Origin of the sequence: Larkinella soli, from assembly GCF_003703975.1 — a bacterium.
In the GTDB taxonomy this organism is placed as follows: domain Bacteria; phylum Bacteroidota; class Bacteroidia; order Cytophagales; family Spirosomataceae; genus Larkinella; species Larkinella soli.
Genome location: NZ_QTJY01000010.1, coordinates 30,108 through 48,385, shown reverse-complemented (window position 1 = coordinate 48,385; position 18,278 = coordinate 30,108). Strand labels below are relative to the sequence as shown.

General features: G+C 57.1%; 15 protein-coding genes. 9 read left to right on the top strand and 6 right to left on the bottom strand.

The window, feature by feature from the left end; all coding sequences use genetic code 11:
- Positions 1–53: 53 nt before the first annotated feature.
- The gene (gene nadC / locus DX909_RS17680; protein WP_128546535.1) at positions 54–887 is read right to left on the bottom strand and encodes a carboxylating nicotinate-nucleotide diphosphorylase; all 834 of its coding nucleotides are present in this window, start codon (positions 885–887) and stop codon (positions 54–56) included.
- Between the two features lie 107 nt (positions 888–994).
- On the opposite strand from nadC, the gene DX909_RS17675 reads away from it, so the two are divergent.
- The 8 genes from DX909_RS17675 (at position 995) to DX909_RS17640 (ending at position 10,232) form a co-directional block, all read left to right on the top strand.
- On the top strand, positions 995–1,369 hold the full coding sequence (locus DX909_RS17675; RefSeq protein ID WP_128546534.1) for a hypothetical protein: 375 nt from the start codon (positions 995–997) through the stop codon (positions 1,367–1,369).
- Positions 1,370–1,435: 66 nt separating this feature from the next.
- Positions 1,436–4,435, top strand: a complete 3,000-nt coding sequence (secDF, locus tag DX909_RS17670) for a protein translocase subunit SecDF (protein ID WP_128546533.1) — start codon at positions 1,436–1,438, stop codon at positions 4,433–4,435.
- A gap of 201 nt (positions 4,436–4,636) precedes the next feature.
- Positions 4,637–6,121, top strand: coding sequence for an amino acid permease (locus DX909_RS17665; protein ID WP_229311095.1), 1,485 nt, complete (start codon positions 4,637–4,639; stop codon positions 6,119–6,121).
- A gap of 103 nt (positions 6,122–6,224) precedes the next feature.
- Complete coding sequence (locus DX909_RS17660; RefSeq protein ID WP_128546531.1) at positions 6,225–7,043, top strand: sulfite exporter TauE/SafE family protein; 819 nt, start codon at positions 6,225–6,227, stop codon at positions 7,041–7,043.
- Positions 7,044–7,081: 38 nt separating this feature from the next.
- Positions 7,082–8,494, top strand: coding sequence for an MBL fold metallo-hydrolase (locus tag DX909_RS17655; protein ID WP_128546530.1), 1,413 nt, complete (start codon positions 7,082–7,084; stop codon positions 8,492–8,494).
- A gap of 13 nt (positions 8,495–8,507) precedes the next feature.
- Complete coding sequence (locus DX909_RS17650) at positions 8,508–9,080, top strand: YeeE/YedE family protein (protein WP_128546529.1); 573 nt, start codon at positions 8,508–8,510, stop codon at positions 9,078–9,080.
- A gap of 20 nt (positions 9,081–9,100) precedes the next feature.
- Positions 9,101–9,586 carry a DUF6691 family protein gene (locus DX909_RS17645; protein ID WP_128546528.1) on the top strand — a complete coding sequence of 162 codons (486 nt, stop codon included), beginning with the start codon at positions 9,101–9,103 and terminating at the stop codon, positions 9,584–9,586.
- Between the two features lie 31 nt (positions 9,587–9,617).
- On the top strand, positions 9,618–10,232 hold the full coding sequence (locus DX909_RS17640; protein ID WP_128546527.1) for a trimeric intracellular cation channel family protein: 615 nt from the start codon (positions 9,618–9,620) through the stop codon (positions 10,230–10,232).
- A gap of 3 nt (positions 10,233–10,235) precedes the next feature.
- Here the strand turns inward: DX909_RS17640 and DX909_RS17635 are convergent, their stop codons facing one another.
- The 3 genes from DX909_RS17635 to DX909_RS17625 form a co-directional block, all read right to left on the bottom strand.
- Positions 10,236–10,571 (bottom strand): hypothetical protein, encoded by a 336-nt coding sequence (locus DX909_RS17635; protein ID WP_128546526.1) that lies wholly within the window; start codon positions 10,569–10,571, stop codon positions 10,236–10,238.
- A 186-nt stretch (positions 10,572–10,757) separates the two neighbouring features.
- The gene (gene guaB / locus DX909_RS17630; protein WP_128546525.1) at positions 10,758–12,230 is read right to left on the bottom strand and encodes an IMP dehydrogenase; all 1,473 of its coding nucleotides are present in this window, start codon (positions 12,228–12,230) and stop codon (positions 10,758–10,760) included.
- 187 nt (positions 12,231–12,417) lie between these two features.
- Positions 12,418–12,864 carry a DUF2141 domain-containing protein gene (locus tag DX909_RS17625; protein WP_128546524.1) on the bottom strand — a complete coding sequence of 149 codons (447 nt, stop codon included), beginning with the start codon at positions 12,862–12,864 and terminating at the stop codon, positions 12,418–12,420.
- A gap of 200 nt (positions 12,865–13,064) precedes the next feature.
- Here DX909_RS17625 and DX909_RS17620 point away from each other — a divergent pair, with 200 nt between their 5' ends.
- Positions 13,065–13,661: a Crp/Fnr family transcriptional regulator gene (locus DX909_RS17620; protein WP_128546523.1), complete on the top strand. Its 597-nt coding sequence runs from the start codon at positions 13,065–13,067 to the stop codon at positions 13,659–13,661.
- 441 nt (positions 13,662–14,102) lie between these two features.
- Here the strand turns inward: DX909_RS17620 and DX909_RS17615 are convergent, their stop codons facing one another.
- Together DX909_RS17615 and DX909_RS17610 are read right to left on the bottom strand one after the other, a co-directional pair.
- Positions 14,103–17,177 (bottom strand): efflux RND transporter permease subunit, encoded by a 3,075-nt coding sequence (locus tag DX909_RS17615; RefSeq protein WP_128546522.1) that lies wholly within the window; start codon positions 17,175–17,177, stop codon positions 14,103–14,105.
- The gene (locus DX909_RS17610; RefSeq protein WP_128546521.1) at positions 17,174–18,271 is read right to left on the bottom strand and encodes an efflux RND transporter periplasmic adaptor subunit; all 1,098 of its coding nucleotides are present in this window, start codon (positions 18,269–18,271) and stop codon (positions 17,174–17,176) included. The genes DX909_RS17615 and DX909_RS17610 overlap by 4 nt, the downstream gene beginning before the upstream one ends.
- Positions 18,272–18,278: the final 7 nt, after the last annotated feature.

Genomic DNA, 18,278 nt, shown 5'->3' with positions numbered 1-18,278 from the left:
ATGGTTGCCATGCTGTTCTAACAAAATTCATCAAAAAATGTCTCCCGGCGGCATCAATAGGCTTTCAGGCTCATATCGAGGCTTTTCACCTGATGGGTCAGGGCACCCGAAGAGATGAAATCGACCCCGGTGTCGGCGTATTCGTGCAGGTTGGTTTCGGTGATGCCGCCGGAAGCTTCCGTTTCGAAGCGCCTGCCGATCAGCTGCACCATCTCCCTGAGGTCTTCCGGCCGGAAATTATCGAGCAGAATCCGGTTCACCTGTCCGATCCGCAGCACTTCCTCGACTTCCTTCCGGTTCCGGACCTCGACCTCGATCGGCAGCGAGCGGCCGGTGGTTTTCAGGTAATCGACGGCTTTGGTGACGGCGGCTTCGATTCCGCCGGCGTAGTCGATGTGGTTGTCCTTGATCAGGATCATGTCGAACAGCCCGAAGCGGTGGTTGACCGCCCCGCCGATTTTGACGGCCATTTTTTCACAGATCCGGAAGTTGGGGGTGGTTTTGCGGGTGTCGAGCAGCCGAATGCCGGTTCCTTCCAGAGTGGCCACCATCGCCCGGGTGTGGGTGGCGATCCCGCTCATGCGCTGCATGCAGTTCAGCACCAGCCGCTCGGCTTGCAGAATGGACCGCGCCCGCCCGCTGACGGTCAGAACGATGTCTCCGTAATGAATGGCCGACCCGTCCCGGATATTGACGTGAACCTCCAGTTCGGGATCGACTTCGCGGAAGATGGCTTCCCCCACCTCGACGCCCGCCAGGACGCCGTCCTGTTTGACCAGCAGCCGGGCGCGCTTGCGGGCGTCGGCCGGAATCGTGGAAAGAGAGGTATGGTCACCGTCGCCGAGGTCCTCGGCCAGGGCGGCTTTTATGAATTCCTGAAGGGTCATTTTCAAATTTTCGGCGAAAGTTAACGGATTCTTCTAAAATGCCTCGAAAATTCATGCTTGCATTCTTGTGAAACTATCACGAAATTTGTAATCCTTTTCACAATTTCATGAGGCACCGACCCAGCCACATAGCCCGTTTTCTGAGCCTGTTTCTGACAGCGGTTCTGCTGTTGGTTGCGGTGGGCGGATCGTCGTGGACGGCGGCTTCACCGGCAGCTGCCCGGACGGTCGATGCCGGCCACCAACCCGGCAAGAAAGCAAACAACGGGACCGAGGCAGTTGTTCAGGCGGCTTCGTTCGAAGCGGTGGTAACGCCGGCGGTCACGTTCGGGTTTCAGCAGGCGGTGTATCTGCTGCCTCCGCCGGTCACGTTCTTCATGACCGGGGAGCCTGTCCTCGCGGGTCACTTCGAGATTCCCTACTTCTACTTTTCGTATTTCAGGCACATTTTCGGGCATCATATTGCCACGAATGCACCCTGACGAGGCTGTATGTAAGGCCACCATTTCCCTATTTTTCTTTCCACTTATTTCATATACCATTCCAAAATGCAGAACCGGGTTGGAATACTCATTCTGACGGGGGTAATTGCACTGTTGAGCATTTACTATCTGTCGTTCACCTTCGTATCGAACAGCATCAAGAAAGATGCGGAGGTATACGCTACCAATGCCGAAGGCAAGGTAGATTTCTCCAAAAAACAGCGGTATGTCGACTCGCTCTGGAAAGAGCCGGTGTATCTCGGCAACACGCTCCAGGAAGTTACCGAGCGTGAGCTGGGCCTGGGCCTTGACCTTCAGGGCGGTATGCACGTCGTACTGGAAGTGTCTCCGGCCGAAATCCTTCGGGGGCTGGCCGGCGGCACGCGCGATCCCAAGTTCGAGCAGGCGCTGAAGAAGGCCGTCGATGCGCAGAAAGCCGGTAACTCCAAATTCGTCGATAGCTTCATCGACGCCTACAAGGACCTGGCTCCGAACACCAAGCTGGCGACCATCTTCGCCAACAGCGCCAACCGGGGCAAGATCAACTTCCAGTCGTCGGATGCCGAAGTTCGGAAGCTGATCAACGACGAGGTGGACGGTTCCATCAGCCGGGCGTTCCAGATCATTCAGGCCCGCGTCGATAAGTTTGGGGTAGCCAACCCGAACATCCAGCGGCTGCCGGGTACGGGCCGCATCCTGATCGAGCTGCCGGGCGTCGACAATCCGGAGCGGGTTCGTCGCCTGCTGTCGGGTGCCGCCAAACTCGAATTTGCGGAAGTTTATACGCTGAACGACGTGGCTCCGGCCCTCGATCAACTGGGGGCTTATCTCGTTCAGATGGAAGCCGAGCGCAAAGCCGCTGCCCAGAAAGCCGCCGGAACTACCGCCGGCGCTTCGACCGACACCACGGGGAAAGACAACTCGCTGGCCGCTCAGCTGGCGCAGAAGAACCAGACCGCAAAGGGCGATACCGCCAAAAAGGATACCTCGGCCACGGCCGCCCAGAATGCCGCTCTGACGAGCCTGTTCGTGCCCATTTCACAGAATCAACTGGGGGTTTATCTGAAAGATACCGCCCGCGCCAACGATATTCTGGAGCGCCAGGAAGTGAGGGCTCTGTTCCCGGCCGATGCCGCCCTGCTCTGGGATCGCAAAACGATAACGACCAACGACAACAAGGAAATTCTGCCGCTGTATTTCATCCGGAAACCGGGTGGGGCGGCTCCGCTGGAAGGCGACGTGATCGTCGATGCCACGAACGACTATGACGAGCGCGGCCGTCCGGAGGTGACGATGCGTATGAATGCCGAAGGAGCCCGCAAGTGGCGCGCGCTGACGGCGGCCAACATCAACCGCCCGGTGGCGATCATTCTCGATAACCTCGTGTACACCGCCCCGACCGTCCAGAACGAAATTCCGAACGGAAGTTCCAGCATCATGGGGAACTTCACCGTCGAAGAGACCAAGGACATGTCGAACGTGCTGAAAGCCGGTAAGCTGCCGGCGCCGACCAACATCGTCGAGGAAGCCGTCGTCGGGGCCACGCTGGGTTCGGAAGCCGCTTCGGCCGGGGTGATTTCGTCGGTTGTCGGTCTGGTGATCGTTCTGGTGTTCGTGGTGCTGTATTACGGCCGTGCCGGTCTGATCGCCGACCTGGCTCTGTTTGTCAACCTGTTCTTCCTGCTGGGCATCATGGCCTCGCTGGGCGCGGTGCTGACCATGCCGGGGATCGCCGGTATCGTTCTGACGATCGGTATGGCCGTCGATGCGAACGTGCTGATCTTCGAACGGATCAAGGAGGAACTGGCCTTAGGAAAGCCGTTTAAACAGGCCATTTCCGACGGTTTCAGCAATGCCTATTCGTCCATCATCGACTCCAACGTCACGACGCTGCTGACCGGGGTCATCCTGTTCATCTTCGGAACCGGTCTGATTCTCGGCTTCGCCACGACGCTCGTGATCGGTATCCTGACGTCATTGTTTGCCGCCATCTTCATTACCCGGATCATCCTGGAGCGGTATGTGAAAAACGGCAACACGCTGGCGTTCGGCACCAGCTGGTCGAAGAACCTCTTCAAGGATTCGGCCTTTGACTTTGTTTCCCGTCGCAAGCTGTATTATACGATCTCCTCGATCATCATCGGCGCCGGTATCGTTTCGATCATCTTCAAAGGTTTCGGCCTGGGCGTCGACTTCAAGGGCGGCCGTTCGTATGTGGTTCGCTTCGAGAAGAACATCAGCACGGACGACGTTCGCGAAACCCTGACGAGAGAACTGGGAGGGGCACCGGAAGTGAAAACCTACGGCGGCAGTGAGCAGGTTCGCGTCACGACCAGCTACCTGGCCGACGTCACCTCGCCGGATGCCGACAAGCAGGCCGAGGCCAAGGTGATTTCCGGTATCTCCAAAATTCAGGGGAACCCGGGCCGGATCGTCAGCTCGCAGAAAGTCGGGCCGACGATTGCCAACGACCTGATTTTCTCGGCCATGTGGTCGATTCTGCTCGCCGTGGCGGTGGTGTTCGGCTATATTCTGATCCGGTTCAAGAGACTGGCCTTCGGGTACGGGGCCGTGGTGGCACTTTTCCACGACGTCCTGGTGATTCTGGCCATCTTCTCGATCGGCAACGGCTTCCTGCCGTTCTCGCTCGACATCGACCAGGCCTTTGTCGGTGCGCTGCTCACCATCATGGGTTACTCGATGAACGACACTGTCGTCGTCTTCGACCGCGTCCGGGAGTACCTGGGCGAAAACCGGGGCCGGAAGGAAAGCATTCCGACCATTATCAACAACGCGCTGAACAGCACGCTGAGCCGGACGGCCGTCACGGGTCTTTCGACCCTGCTCGTGCTGATCGTTCTGTTCATATTCGGGGGTGAAACGATCCGGGGCTTCTCGTTCGCGATGCTGATCGGGGTCATCGTCGGTACGTATTCCTCGCTCTTCGTGGCGACGCCGATTGTGGTCGACTCCCTGAGCCGGGATCAGCTTGCCGAAACGCCGGCCACGCCCGAAGTGGCGCCGACCGGTAAACCGGGCAAACCGAACGTCCGCGCGAAAGCCTGACGCTCCATCATCCAAAGGGATAAAGACGCATGGTCTTTATCCCTTTTTATTTTGGTTTCCCTTTTATAGATTAAGGCGACAAAAGCGTTATTTTGCAAAACATTTATTTCGTAAAATTTTATTCGGGCCTCTATGGAGTCTACCAAATCATCGACACAAACACAAAGTTCACTCTGGGCGAAGAAATCGATTTCCAAACTCATGGCCGAAACGGAGGCCGATCCGATGGGTCAGGAAGGGGTTACGTTAAAACGGACTCTGAATGCCACGAATCTCGTGGCATTGGGAATCGGCGCCATTATTGGGGCGGGTTTGTTCGTCCGGACGGCGGCCGCAGCCGGTGGACATGCCGGGCCGGGCGTTACGATTTCGTTTGCCATTGCAGCGTTTGCCTGTGCGCTGGCGGGTTTGTGCTATGCTGAGTTTGCGTCGATGATCCCGATTGCCGGGAGTGCTTATACCTACAGTTACACCACCATGGGCGAGTTTATCGCCTGGATTATCGGCTGGGATCTGGTGCTGGAATACGCCCTGGGGGCCGCTACGGTATCGATTGGCTGGTCGCAGTATCTGAATGCGCTCCTGTACGACTTTTTCCATTTTCACATACCCTACCGATGGTGTCACTCGCCGTTCCAGATCAGTGACGGGTTGGGCATGTACGCCGGCGAGGAAGGCGTGCGGGGACTGATCAACCTGCCCGCCGTTTTTATCCTGCTGATGTTGAGTTTACTGCTGATCCGGGGTACGCAGGAGTCGGCGGCTTTCAACAACTTTATCGTGATTGTGAAAGTCAGCATCGTGCTGCTGATCATCGGCTGCGCCTGGAAATACATTAACCCGGCCAACCACGTACCCTACCTGATTCCGGCCGATGCCGGAACGGCCCGGCTCAGCACCGGTCAGGTTCACGATTATGCCGATCCGCTCAACCACGGCTGGCTGGGCGTTCTGCGGGGAGCCGGAATCGTGTTCTTTGCCTTCATCGGTTTTGATGCCGTATCGACAGCCGCGCAGGAAGCCAAAAATCCGCAAAAAGACATGCCCATCGGGATTCTGGTATCGCTCGCCGTCTGTACCGGTTTATACATTCTGTTTTCCCACGTGCTGACCGGACTCGCGCCTTACAAAGAATTCATGGGTCACGGCGGAGAAGCCTCGGTGGTCTATGCCATCAATACCTACATGCCCGGTTTTGAATGGCTGGCTTCGTTGGTGACAGTGGCCATCCTGGCCGGTTTTTCCTCCGTCATTCTGGTGATGCTGCTGGGCCAGACCCGCGTATTTTACACGATGAGCAAGGATGGTCTTGTGCCGAAAATTTTCTCAAAACTGCACCCGACCTATAAGACGCCCTACCGGTCGCAATGGGTGTTTTTTGTGTTTGTTTCGCTGTTCGCTGCCTTCATTCCGGATAGCGTCGTGGGCGATATGACCAGCATCGGAACCCTGTTTGCCTTCGTACTGGTTTGCATCGGGATCATGATTCTGCGAAAAACCGATCCGCAACTGCCCCGGCCGTTCAAAACGCCCATTTACCTGATTGTCTGCCCTATCGGGGCCCTGGTTTGTCTGTCGATGATTCTGAGCCTGGGTTGGGAAAACTGGACCCGGCTGATCATCTGGATGGTCATCGGTCTGGTGATCTATTTCGTTTACGGCCGCTACCACAGCAAGCTGAAATAACAAAATTTCCTGAATGGATCTCCGAAAGCTCCTGAACCAGACCGGTTCAGGAGCTTTTTTTGGTTTGGGTATCTGATTTGCGAAAGATTTTCCATTTTGGGGCATGCAACTTCAGGAACTTACCGGATACGGAGCGGCCATCGTGGCGGGTCTGGTGATCGGGCTGGCGGGCGGGGGCGGGTCGATCCTGACGGTGCCGATCTTCGTGTATCTGTTTCGCATCGAACCCGTTATGGCGACGACCTATTCCCTCTTCGTGGTCGGAACCACTTCCCTGGTGGGTTCGGTGAGTCATATCCTGCGCAGGGAAGTCGACTTCCGGTCGACGGCGACTTTTGCCGTTCCTTCCTTCGTATCGGTATTTATAGCCCGGTGGTTTCTGGTGCCGGCCATTCCCGATCCGCTCCTTGAACTGGACGGCTTCGTATTAGCGAAACAGGACGCCATTCTTTATTTCTTTGCCTTTGTGATGCTGTTTGCTGCGCGGGGCATGATCCGGAGTTCGGAACCGAAAGCCGATAAATCGGCTCCGGCCGAGCCGCCCCGCTACGGTCTGCTGGCGCTGGACGGGCTGGCCGTTGGGCTGCTGACGGGGACCAGCGGTGCCGGAGGAGGGTTCCTGATCGTGCCGATGCTGGTGTTGCTGGCCAAACTGCCCATGCACCGGGCCGTGGCGACCTCCATGCTGATCATCGCCGTCAATTCCTTCGTGGGTTTTCTGGGTGATCTGCACCGAAACGACCTGAACTGGCGGTTTCTGCTCGAATTCACCCTCTTTTCCACCGGCGGAATCCTCATCGGCATCTACCTGGCGCAGTTCGTGGCCCCCATGCCGCTCAAGCGGGGCTTCGGCTGGTTCGTGCTGGTCGTGGCCGGCTATATAATCGTGCAGGAAATTTTAACGAGCCGATCCATGTTGTAACTCAATAGCAAAAAGTAGTAATTAATAAACTCGTCGGTATGATCATCGAGCAACTCTATACCGGGTGTCTGGCTCAGGGCGCCTATTACATCGAAAGTGAAGGCGAAGCCGCCGTCATCGATCCGCTGCGGGAAACTACCCCCTACCTGCGAAAAGCGGAGCAGGCCGGCGCCCGCATCAAATACGTGTTCGAGACGCACTTCCATGCCGACTTCGTCTCGGGCCACTTGGACCTGGCTAAAAAAACGGGGGCGACCATCGTTTACGGACCCAACGCCCGGACCGGTTTCGAGGCCTGGCACGCCCGGGACGGTGAAGAGTTTGCCCTGGGCAACATTCGGATCAAAGCGCTGCACACGCCCGGTCATACGCCCGAATCGACCACCTATCTGCTGATCGACGAACAAGGCAAAAACCGCGCGATCTTTACCGGCGACACCCTGTTTATTGGAGATGTGGGCCGGCCCGATCTGGCCATCAAGGGCGACCTGACCGAGCACGACCTCGCCGGAATGCTCTACGACAGCCTTCGTACGAAGATCATTCCCCTGGAAGACGACCTGATCGTGTATCCGGCCCACGGCGCCGGCTCGGCCTGCGGCAAGAACATGAGCAAAGAAACGACCGACACCCTCGGGAATCAGAAACGGTTCAATTATGCGCTGCGGGATCAGACCAGAGAAGAATTCATCGGGGCCGTACTCGACGGTCTGACCAAAGCCCCCGGTTATTTTGCCGAGAACGCCCGGCTCAACCGCGAAGGCTACGAGAGCATCGACCGCGTCATGGAACGCGGAACCCATGCCCTGTCGCCGGATGCGTTTGAAGCCGCCGTCAACGAGACCGGGGCGCTGGTGCTGGACGTGCGGGATGCCGGAGAATTTGCCGCCGGGTTCGTTCCCAACTCCATCAATATCGGCCTGAACGGCCAGTTTGCCCCCTGGGTGGGCGAACTGGTGCCGGACCTGAAACAGACCATTGCGCTGGTAACGCCGTTGGGCAGGGAGGAGGAAACCGTGCTGCGGCTGGCCCGGGTCGGCTACGACCAGTGTATCGGTTATCTGGCGGGCGGTTTTGAAAGCTGGAAAAAAGCCGGCCGGGAAACGGACGCCGTGCCGTCGGTATCGGCTGCGGCCTTTGCCGGGCAGCACCGGGACGATCCTGAAGCCCTGGTGGTGGACGTACGCCGGCCCGACGAATTTGCCGCCGGACACGTCGAAGGTGCCGAGAATATCCCCCTGGCAACCCTCAACGACCACATGGCCCGCATCGACCGCAACAGACCGGCGTATATCCACTGCGCGGGCGGCTATCGCTCCATGGTGGCGGCTTCGATCCTGAAGGCTCGCGGTTTCGATCAGGTGATCAATGTGGAAGGCGGCATCGAGGCCATTAAAAAAACCGGGCAGGTCAGCGTGGTTTCCGGGACGCCTTCCATCGAAAAACAATAATTTATTTCGGCGTATGACAGAACTATGGCAGGCCCCCTGGCCCTGGTATGTGGCCGGGCCCCTTCTTGGGCTGACCGTCCCGGTTCTACTTCTGATCGGGAATAAATCGTTTGGTATTTCCTCTTCGCTGCGGCATATCTGTGCAGCCTGTTTTCCCGCCGACATCGATTTCTTCCGGTATGACTGGAAAAAAGAAATCTGGAATCTCTGGTTTGTAGGCGGCATTCTGGTGGGCGGCTGGATCGGCAATACCGTCCTGAAAAACCCGGAGCCGATAGCCATCAGCGCTGCTACTGTCGAAGCCCTGCGGGCGCTCGGGATTCATGATTTTACCAGTGGTCTGATGCCGTCCGACCTCTTTTCCTGGGAGAGTCTGCTGAGTGTCAGGGGGCTGGTGTTTTTTGTGTTTGGCGGTTTTCTGATCGGCTTTGGAACCCGGTATGCCGAGGGTTGTACCTCCGGGCATTCCATCATGGGCCTGGCTACACTGCAATGGCCTTCGCTCGTGGCGACGGTCTGTTTCATGGCGGGCGGTTTTCTGATGACTCACCTTGGGCTGCCCCTGTTGCTGAAATGGGTAGACTAATCAATCCCTGACTCACGAAAATGATACCGGTTGCACCTAAACAAACGATCGAATCGGCGGATCTCCAGAATCTGACTTCCCGTCAGGAGAGTACGTTCTCCAACTGGAAATACGGCCTCGTCGGCATCTGCTTCGGGATTGTGTTCGTCAAGGCGGAAATTCTGTCCTGGTTCCGGATTCAGGAGATGTTCCGGCTGGACTCCTTCCATATGTACGGAGTGATCGGCTCGGCGGTCCTGGTCGGGCTGGTTAGTGTACAGCTGATCCGGCGCTTCGGCGTCAGAACGCTTCAGGGAGAGCCGGTTCAGATTCAGAAGAAGCGTTTCCACAAGGGACTGGTCATCGGCGGCCTGCTGTTCGGCATCGGCTGGGCCATCACGGGGGCCTGTCCGGGGCCGCTGTTCGGCCAGATCGGAGCCGGTTATACGGCCGTTTCGGTGACCCTTCTGAGTGCCGTCGGAGGAACCTGGACCTACGGCCGGCTTAAAAATAAACTACCCCACTGATACAAAATATAGCCCGCACCGGGCTTTTGCAATGACCTTCCTGTACATACTGGACCTTGTCGGAACCGGCGTTTTTGCCATTTCAGGTGCCCTGTCGGCCCTGAACAAAAAGATTTATCACGACCTCTTCGGCATGTTCTTCGTCGGTTTCCTGACGGCCATCGGCGGGGGAACCATGCGGGACATCGCCATCGGCGCCCATCCGCTCGTCTGGATTCGGGATTCCAGCTACATCATCGTGATCCTGCTCGGAGTGGCGCTGGCTATCCTTCTCCGAAAACTCTGGATGAACACCCTGCGGAGGCCGCTTCTGTTTTTCGATACGCTGGGCGTCGGTTTATTCACGATCCTGGGCGCACAGAAAGCCATTGCGTTCGGCGTCAACGCCTGGGCGGCCGTCCTGCTCGGCATGATCTCGGCCATCTTCGGTGGGGTGCTGCGCGATACGCTGGTGAACGACCTTCCCATCATCTTCAGCAAGGAAATCTACGCGACGGCCTGCCTCGCCGGCGCCGTTTTCTACGTCTTCGGCCGGCAGATCGGCATGGACCCCGCCCTGAACCTGATTCTTTCGGTCGGCATCATTACGGCCATCCGGCTGCTCTCGATTCGTTATGGCTGGTCGCTGCCGCGGATTGAGGTGTAAGGCCTACTTTTTTCGGGTCGGTTCGACGGGTTTCTCGTCGATTCCCATCGTGGTCAGGACCGGGTTGAGGAGCCGGGGTGTAATCCGGATACGGAAGACCTTGGCACCGGCCACGTCGAAATCGCACTGGTAGCTGCCCCGTTGTTTCAGGCTGCGATAAACGGCGGTATAGTTGATTTTTACAGGCCAGCCGTTCAGCGCCAGGTGGCTGATGATGGTTTCGACGGCTTTGGTAAGATTGGAGAAGAAAACCGTAAACGGTTCCCGTTGGCGGAGCGCAGTGAGGGAACCGATATATTGCACGGTTACCTCGTAGATCGTCTGCGTTTGTCTTCTCATAACGGCCAAAATAGCGTTTTATTGTCTACCCTGAAAAATGGCAGCGTAATCTTTCAGTAAAAAGAGGTCTGGGGAGGAAGGAAAGGGGTTAAGGAGTTTAAGGGTTGAGGGGTAGGGGGGTAAGGGGTCGGGCTCAACTCCCTAACCCCTCAACCCTTAAACTCCTAACCCCTTTAGCTCGATTCCTTACCTTGCCGAATAGTTGGGTGCTTCCTTCTGAATCTGGATGTCGTGCGGGTGGCTTTCCCGGACACCGGCCGACGTGATCTTCACGAACCGGGCCTCCTGCAGCGCTTCGATGTCTTTGGCTCCGCAGTAACCCATGCCGGCTTTCAGACCGCCGACGAGCTGATAAATGATCTCCGATACCCGGCCTTTGAACGGTACCCGGCCGACGATACCCTCCGGCACCAGCTTTTTGATGTCGTCTTCCGCATCCTGGAAATACCGGTCCCGGGAGCCTTCTTCCATGGCCTCGACCGAACCCATCCCGCGGTAGGTTTTGAACCGGCGGCCTTCATAGAGCACAACTTCGCCCGGGGCTTCTTCCGTTCCGGCCAGCAGCGACCCGATCATGACCGTATAGGCCCCGCCCGCAATGGCTTTGGTAATGTCGCCGGAGAAGCGGATTCCTCCGTCGGCAATTACCGGAACGCCGGTGCCTTTCAGGGCTTTGGCGGATTCATAGACGGCCGTCAGCTGCGGCATTCCGATTCCGGCAATGATCCGGGTCGTACAGATACTGCCCGGTCCGACGCCGACCTTGACCGCGTCGGCTCCCGCGTCGGCCAAGGCTTTGGCCCCTTCGCCGGTCGCCACGTTGCCGGCGATGACGTCCAGCTTCGGAAAACGCTCCTTGATGTCCCGGACGGCATCGATGACTCCTCTGGAGTGACCGTGGGCCGTATCGACGCTGATGACGTCGACACCGGCCTTGACCAGGGCCTCGATCCGGCGGATCAGGTCGGGCGTGACGCCGACGGCCGCCCCGACCCGGAGCCGGCCCAGATCGTCCTTGCAGGCGTTGGGGTGGCTTTTCTTCTTGAGAATGTCCTTATAGGTAATCAGCCCGACCAGGCGGTTTTCGCCGTCCACGATCGGCAGTTTTTCGATTTTATATTGCTGGAGGATGCTCTCGGCTTCTTCGAGCGTAATGCCTTCCCTGGCGGTAATGAGGTTCTCGCGGGTCATGATGGCCGTGACGGGCTTCGCGAGTTCAGTCTGGAAGCGGAGGTCGCGGTTGGTCAGAATCCCGATCAGTTTGTTGCCGGCGTCGACGACCGGAATGCCGCCGATTTTAAATTCCCGCATGATCTGATGGGCGTCGGCCAGTGTGGCGCCTTCGCTGAGCGTGATCGGGTCGATGATCATGCCGCTTTCCGAGCGCTTTACTTTCCGAACCTGCTCCGCCTGAGCTTCGATGCTCATGTTCTTGTGGATGATCCCGATGCCTCCTTCCTGCGCCATGGCGATGGCGAGTTCATACTCCGTGACGGTGTCCATGGCCGCAGAAATCAGCGGAATGTTCAGCCGGATATTGCGGGTAAGCTGGGTCTTGGTCCGGGTATCGCGCGGGAGAACCTCCGAGTAGGAGGGCAGAAGCAGAACGTCGTCGTAAGTGAGGGCCTCGTAGAGAAACTTGGAGGAGTCTAAGCTCATGGCAAATAAACAGGATATGTTATTTGCCGGGCAAAGTTACAAATAAATTCGGTTTCTAAACTATGGAAGCCAGTAATTCAGCGAGAAACAGAATGAAAGGAAGGCGTTACTTCTCCGAAGTAGGCTTCCGGAAGGAAGGTTTGTTACTTTTCGTAGAATCGCGGCAATTCCGCTCTCCGCCCTGCCGTCAGAGCAGCCTGATGGAGACGGTGGTCCCCTCGTCGCCAAGTTTTACCTGGCAATCTTCGAACGACGGACCCGACAGAACCGGCCGGAAGTTATTGCTGAAGCCGTACGGCTCTTTCGGTATGCCGAATAGTTTCTTGTCCATCTTTCCGTTGTCGTTCACGTCGTGAAAGACGGCCACGGCGTAGCTGCCGGGTTCGAATTCGAACGGCACACGGATGCTCTGCCCTCTTCCGGCTATGGTTTGGGTCGCGAAGGGCCGGCATTCCAGCGGGAAGTTTTTACAAGGTTTATACACGCCGATCCGAATCTGCCCGCTCTGGTGCCGTATGTTTTGAATCTCAACGATAAAGCGGGCTTTATAAGGCCGGCCGGGGCCGGAGAAGGGGGCGGATAAAACCGAAAGCAGCAAGGCAGGAATGAACAGTTTATTCAGCATGAACAGCATAAAAAAGAAATTTTAATAGAGCAGAAAAACGCCGGTCCTTGTCTGGTTTCTTTGTAACCGAAAACAAAATAATGTGTCTTTGTAAGGGTACAATTTAGACATTAACACGTATTCAGATAAATTTTTTTCGCCTTGATGTGACTTATTTTAAATCCTGCGTCTATTGGGAAACTGAAGGATAAATTATAACCCGCCTACCCATGAAAGATCAGCTCTACTCTCAGTTTTTCAACTCACTTCTTGAGATCTGCCCCATCGATGAGGCCACGATGGAACTCATCAAACCGTATCTGGTAATCCAGAAAGCCCAAAAGGGAACGCAGCTCTTATCCGTCGGGGACATATCCGATAAACTGTACTACCTGGCCAAAGGTTTAGCCCGGAGTTATTATTACATTCAGCACCGCGAAGCAACCGCCTGGATTGTTACCGACGGTGATTTCGCCTACTCGCCCTACAGTTTCATCACCCAGCGGCCTTCCAACGAAAACATTGAGTTACTGGAAGATTCGACCCTGCTTTTTATTGCCTACGATGATTTACAGCGGCTTTACCGGACGCATCCGAGTGTGAACTTCATCGGACGGAAAGTGGTGGAGAAATACCTTGTCGTTCAGGAAGAAAGGCTGCGGTCGCTGCGGATGCTTTCGGCGGAAGAACGCTACCTGCGTTTTTGTCAGCTGTATCCGACCATCAGTACCCGGGTGCCGATCAAGTACATCGCTTCTTATCTGGGCCTTTCCCGGTTTACGCTGAGCAGGCTCCGCGGCCAGCGGATGAAGTTGCCTGCCCATTGACTGCCAAGTATTAAAAAAGTGCCAAATTGAAGTATATAAAGTGCTATTTGGCAACTATTTTTTTAGGCAACGGTATTATATTTGTTGCGCTTGCTTATACCACCTTTCAGCTTTTGCCGTGGTATAATCCAGTATCTTAAAGTTATAGCTACAAGTGTCGTAAAGGCTATTGCCGTCTGGTGATAGTCTTTATTTTTTGCTACAAGTGCGCTCAGGCAAATCGATAAAACAAAGGTTTAAAATGCAAAGGAATTTTACAAGAATTATTGCAAAAATATTTTCCTATTTTTGATTGCCGTCTGATTATTTTTCCGTACGCCGGGTTTACTTTCGTTTCACTGGTTGTTTAATATCACTTATTAAGTTGCTGAACAGCACAAAAAAGGATGCCGGTACCGGCATCCTTTTTTACTAAAACGGTGGGAAATCTACCGGTTCGATTTAAGCCAGAGCCGGTTCCGTTTCCATCGTTTTTTCCTTCTTTTCCACACGGGGCGGCAGCAGCTTGTACAGCACCGGCGTCACGATCCGGGAAAGCAGCGTCGAACTGATCAGCCCGCCGATCAGCACCAGGGCCAGGGGCGAGTAGAGCGGGTTTCCTTCAATCGCCAGCGGAATCAACCCCCCGATCGCCGTCAGGGACGTCAGCACGATGGGAACGAAGCGGATTTCACCGGCCTGCTCGATGGCTTCCAGCAGCGGCATTCCCTCCTCCCGCAACTGGTTGGTGAAGTCCACCAGCAGAATGGAGTTCTTCACCTCGATCCCGATCAGGGCGATCAGCCCGATCACGGCTACGAACGAGAAGGGGTTGCCCGACAGCAGCAGCGCGGCAATGGCCCCGATGATGCCGAGCGGAATCACCGAGAGCACGATGAGCGAGCTCTTGAACGTCCCGAATTCAAGGACCAGCACGGCCAGGAAACCGAAGACGGTGATCAGGATAATGGTGCCCAGCCCCCCGAACGATTTCTCCCGGCTTTCCAGCTCGCCGGCCGCCTTGTAGCTGAATCCTTCCGGCAGCTTCATGGCGTCGAGTTTTTTCAGCACTTCGCCGTAGACGTTATCGACCAGATAACCGCTCCGCACAAAACCGGTGACGGTGACGTAGCGGTCCTTGTCGTAGTGCCGGATCTGGTTGGCCGAGGTTTCGAACTGAAGGTCGGCAATCTGGCGCAACGGAATCGAGCCGCCCGTCATGGTGTTGACATACAGGTTGTTCAGTACGCTCTGGTCGGCTACTTTACCCTTCGGCATCGTTATGTTGATGGTGAAATCATCGCCGGCCTGGTCTTTGAACGTTCCGACGTTCAGCCCGGCCACGGCGAGCCGGATGGTCCGGTTGATGTCGGCCACCGAAACGCCCAGCATGCCGGCTTTTTCCTTGTTGATTTTGATCCGGACGTCGGTTTTGCGGGTGGCCAGCGGGTTGTTGACGTAAATCAGGCCCGGCGTCGACTTCAGGGCTTTCTCGACGTCGGCGGCTACGGTACGCAACGAATCGAGATTTTCGCCGAATACCCGGATCGCCACCGGCGCTTCCTGGTCCGGCCCCTGCTCGAAGTCCTTCACCTCGATGCGGGCGTTGGGATAAAATTTGAATTGGTCCCGCAACTGGTCGATCAGGGCCCTTTTCTGCGCCGGCGGCATGTCGTGCAGCTGCACGAAGAACTGCGAGAAGTTGGTGCTTTCGTTGCGCTGGATCACGTTGTAGTAAATCCGCGGATTCCCCTTTCCGACGTTGGCCGTGAAGAACATGACCTCCGGCTCGCGGCCCAGCCGGCTTTCGACGTAGCGGGCCACGCGGTTGGTTTCCTGAAGGCTGGTGCCCTCCGGCGTTTCGATGTTGATCAGAAACTGCGGTTTTTCGGAAGCCGGGAACAGGGCGAAACCGACTTTTGGCACCAGGGCCAGCGAACCGGCGAAGATCCCCAGGGCTACTACCAGCGTCAGGCCCGGATGCCGCAGCGCCCAGTGCAGCAGGCGGCTGTAGGAACCGCTGATCAACCGCTTCAGCGCGCGAAGGAACAGGTTGCCCTCGGGGTGGTGGGCTTCTTTCAGTATCCGGCTCGACAGAAAAGGCACAATGGTGAGGGAAACCACCAGCGAGGCCAGCACTGTGGTGACGACGGCGGCCGGCAGCGAGCGGATGAAATCGCCGGAGGCTTCGGGCAGGAACATCAGCGGCATGAACGCCAGAATAAGGGTAATCGTACAGCCGATGACGGCCAGCGTGATCTGTTTGGTAGCCCGGATGGCGGCTTCGCGCCGGGAGAAACCTTCGCGCAGATACCGCTCGATGTTTTCCACCACCACGATGGAGTCGTCCACCAGAATGCCGAGCGCGACGATCAGACCCACGATGCTTAGCTGGTTGATGCTGAAGCCGAACATATTCAGCAGCGACAGCCCGATGGCCAGCGAAAGCGGTATGGAGATCATGACCACCACGGCGGCCCGGATGCCCAGCGGCAGCAGCGTCAGGGCCACCAGCAGGATGGCGATGCCGAAGTCCGTGGCGAACCGGCTCAGACGCTTGTTCACGCTGGCGGCCTGGTCGAAACTCTTGACCAGTTTGATGTGCGGAGGCAGGGTTTTTGCAAAACTCTCGATCACCGGGTTGAACTGCTGGCCGACCTTGTCGATGTTTTCACCTTCTTTCTGGCCCGCCGTCACCAGTACGGACCGGTGGCCGTTCAGCCGGATAATGTGGGTTTCTTCTTCATAATTGAAATCCACGTCCGCAATGTCGCGCAGGTAGATGATTTTCTGGCCGTTGGTGGCGACGACGGTGTTACGGATTTCGTCGAGCGACTGGTAATCCCCGCTGGTTTTGACGTTGAACTTCCGGGTTCCGGCCTGGATGCTGCCGCCCGGTATGTTCAGGTTTTCGGCCTGCAGGGCGCCGATGACGCGGTTCACCGGGATGCCTTCCTGCCCCATTTTCTCGATGTTCAGCGAAATCCGGACGGTGCTGGCCGGGTAGCCCCAGTCTCTGGCGTTTTTCAGGCTCTTTACCTTCTCCAGCTTTTCCTTCAGGGCGTCGGCATAACCGCCCAGCTCCCTGGCGGAAGCCACCTCCGACTGAAGGGCCACCTGCACGATGTTGACGTCCGTGGGGGAGAACTTCAGGATGTCGATCTTGAAGATGTCCTGCGGCAGTTCGGCCCGGAGTGCATTCACTTCCCGCACCATCTCCTGGTATTTTTCGTCCGGGTCCGACTCGTAATCGTATTCGACCCGCAGCACGGCCAGGCCGTCGTCGATGCTCGTAATGACGTGATTGATGCCGTCCAGGCCGTTGAAGCGAGCTTCGGCAGGGTCCACCACCAGTTCTTCCATATCCTGGGCGTCCGTGCCGGGGTAAACGATCACCACCGCAAAGGAGGGCGCCGTAAATTCAGGGTCTTCCCCGCGGGGCATGTTCAGCAGCGAGTTCACGCCCAACGCCACCACGGCGATGAAAACCACCAGCATAAACTGCCAGTTTTTGACGGAAAATTCGGAGAGATTCATCGCTTGTCGGTTTGGATCGGTTCGTCGGAAACCAGAACGGTAACGGATTCGGTGAGGTAGGCGGAACCGGCCGTGACGACCTTCGTGTCGGCGTTCAGCCCATTGGTAACCAGAACTTTGTCGCCGTCGATGAACCCGATGCGGATCGGCAGTTTGCGGACGTGCCGGCGGTCGTCGGCCAGGGTGAAGACGAAGCCTTCCTTCCCGTCGCCCTCCACGATGGCCTCGATCGGAACCACCACATAACTGCGGCTCAGGGTGGGTTGAAGCGTCACTTTGGCAAACAGGCCGGGAGCGAATCGGGCCGGGCCGGGATCGATCCGGACCTCCACCTCATAAAGTTTGTTCATCGGGTCGGCGGCCTGGGCCAGCCGGCTGACCGTACCCGTAAACGTCCGGTCGGGATAGGCGTCGAGATGAACGACGGAACGGTCGCCCGGTTTCAGCCGCGCCCAGTCCTTGTCGGAAACCCCGACCCGGACGACCCAGTCGTTCCGGCGGTTCGAGGAAACCAGAAAGACCGGGGTTCCGGATGAAGCCAGTTCGCCTTCGTTCATCAGTTTCCGGGTCACCGTTCCGTCGACCGTGGCCCGAATCTGGGCGTAGTTCCGGTTGAACTGCGTGATGGTAAGGTTCTGGCGGGCCACGTCGCTTCCGGTGGTGGCGTTCTGAAGCTGTTCCAGCGTGGCCGCCGTGTCGGCATAGAGCGCTTTAACCCGTTTGAGATCCCGCTCGGCCTTCTCACTGGCGAACTGGGCCTGACTCACCTGGGCGTTGATCTCGGTCAGGTCGAGCGTCGCCAGCAACTGCCCTTTCCGGACAAATTGCCCCTCATCGACGTAAGTCTTCTGGATAATGCCGCCGATCTTGAACGACAGCTTCGCTTCTTCGGATGAAGAAAGAACGCCCGACGCCATCACCGGTTCCGACCGCACGACCGAGGTCACGGCGGTCAGCCGGACCGGAACGGCCGTCTCTTCGATCGGACTCCCGGCCGCCGTCCGGCTTTCAGCCGGGCGCTGCTCCGCTTTGGTGCCGCAGGCCCACAAGCCGCCGGCCAGCAGCGCAATCCCAAGGTATTGTAACGCTTTCATGGTGTTT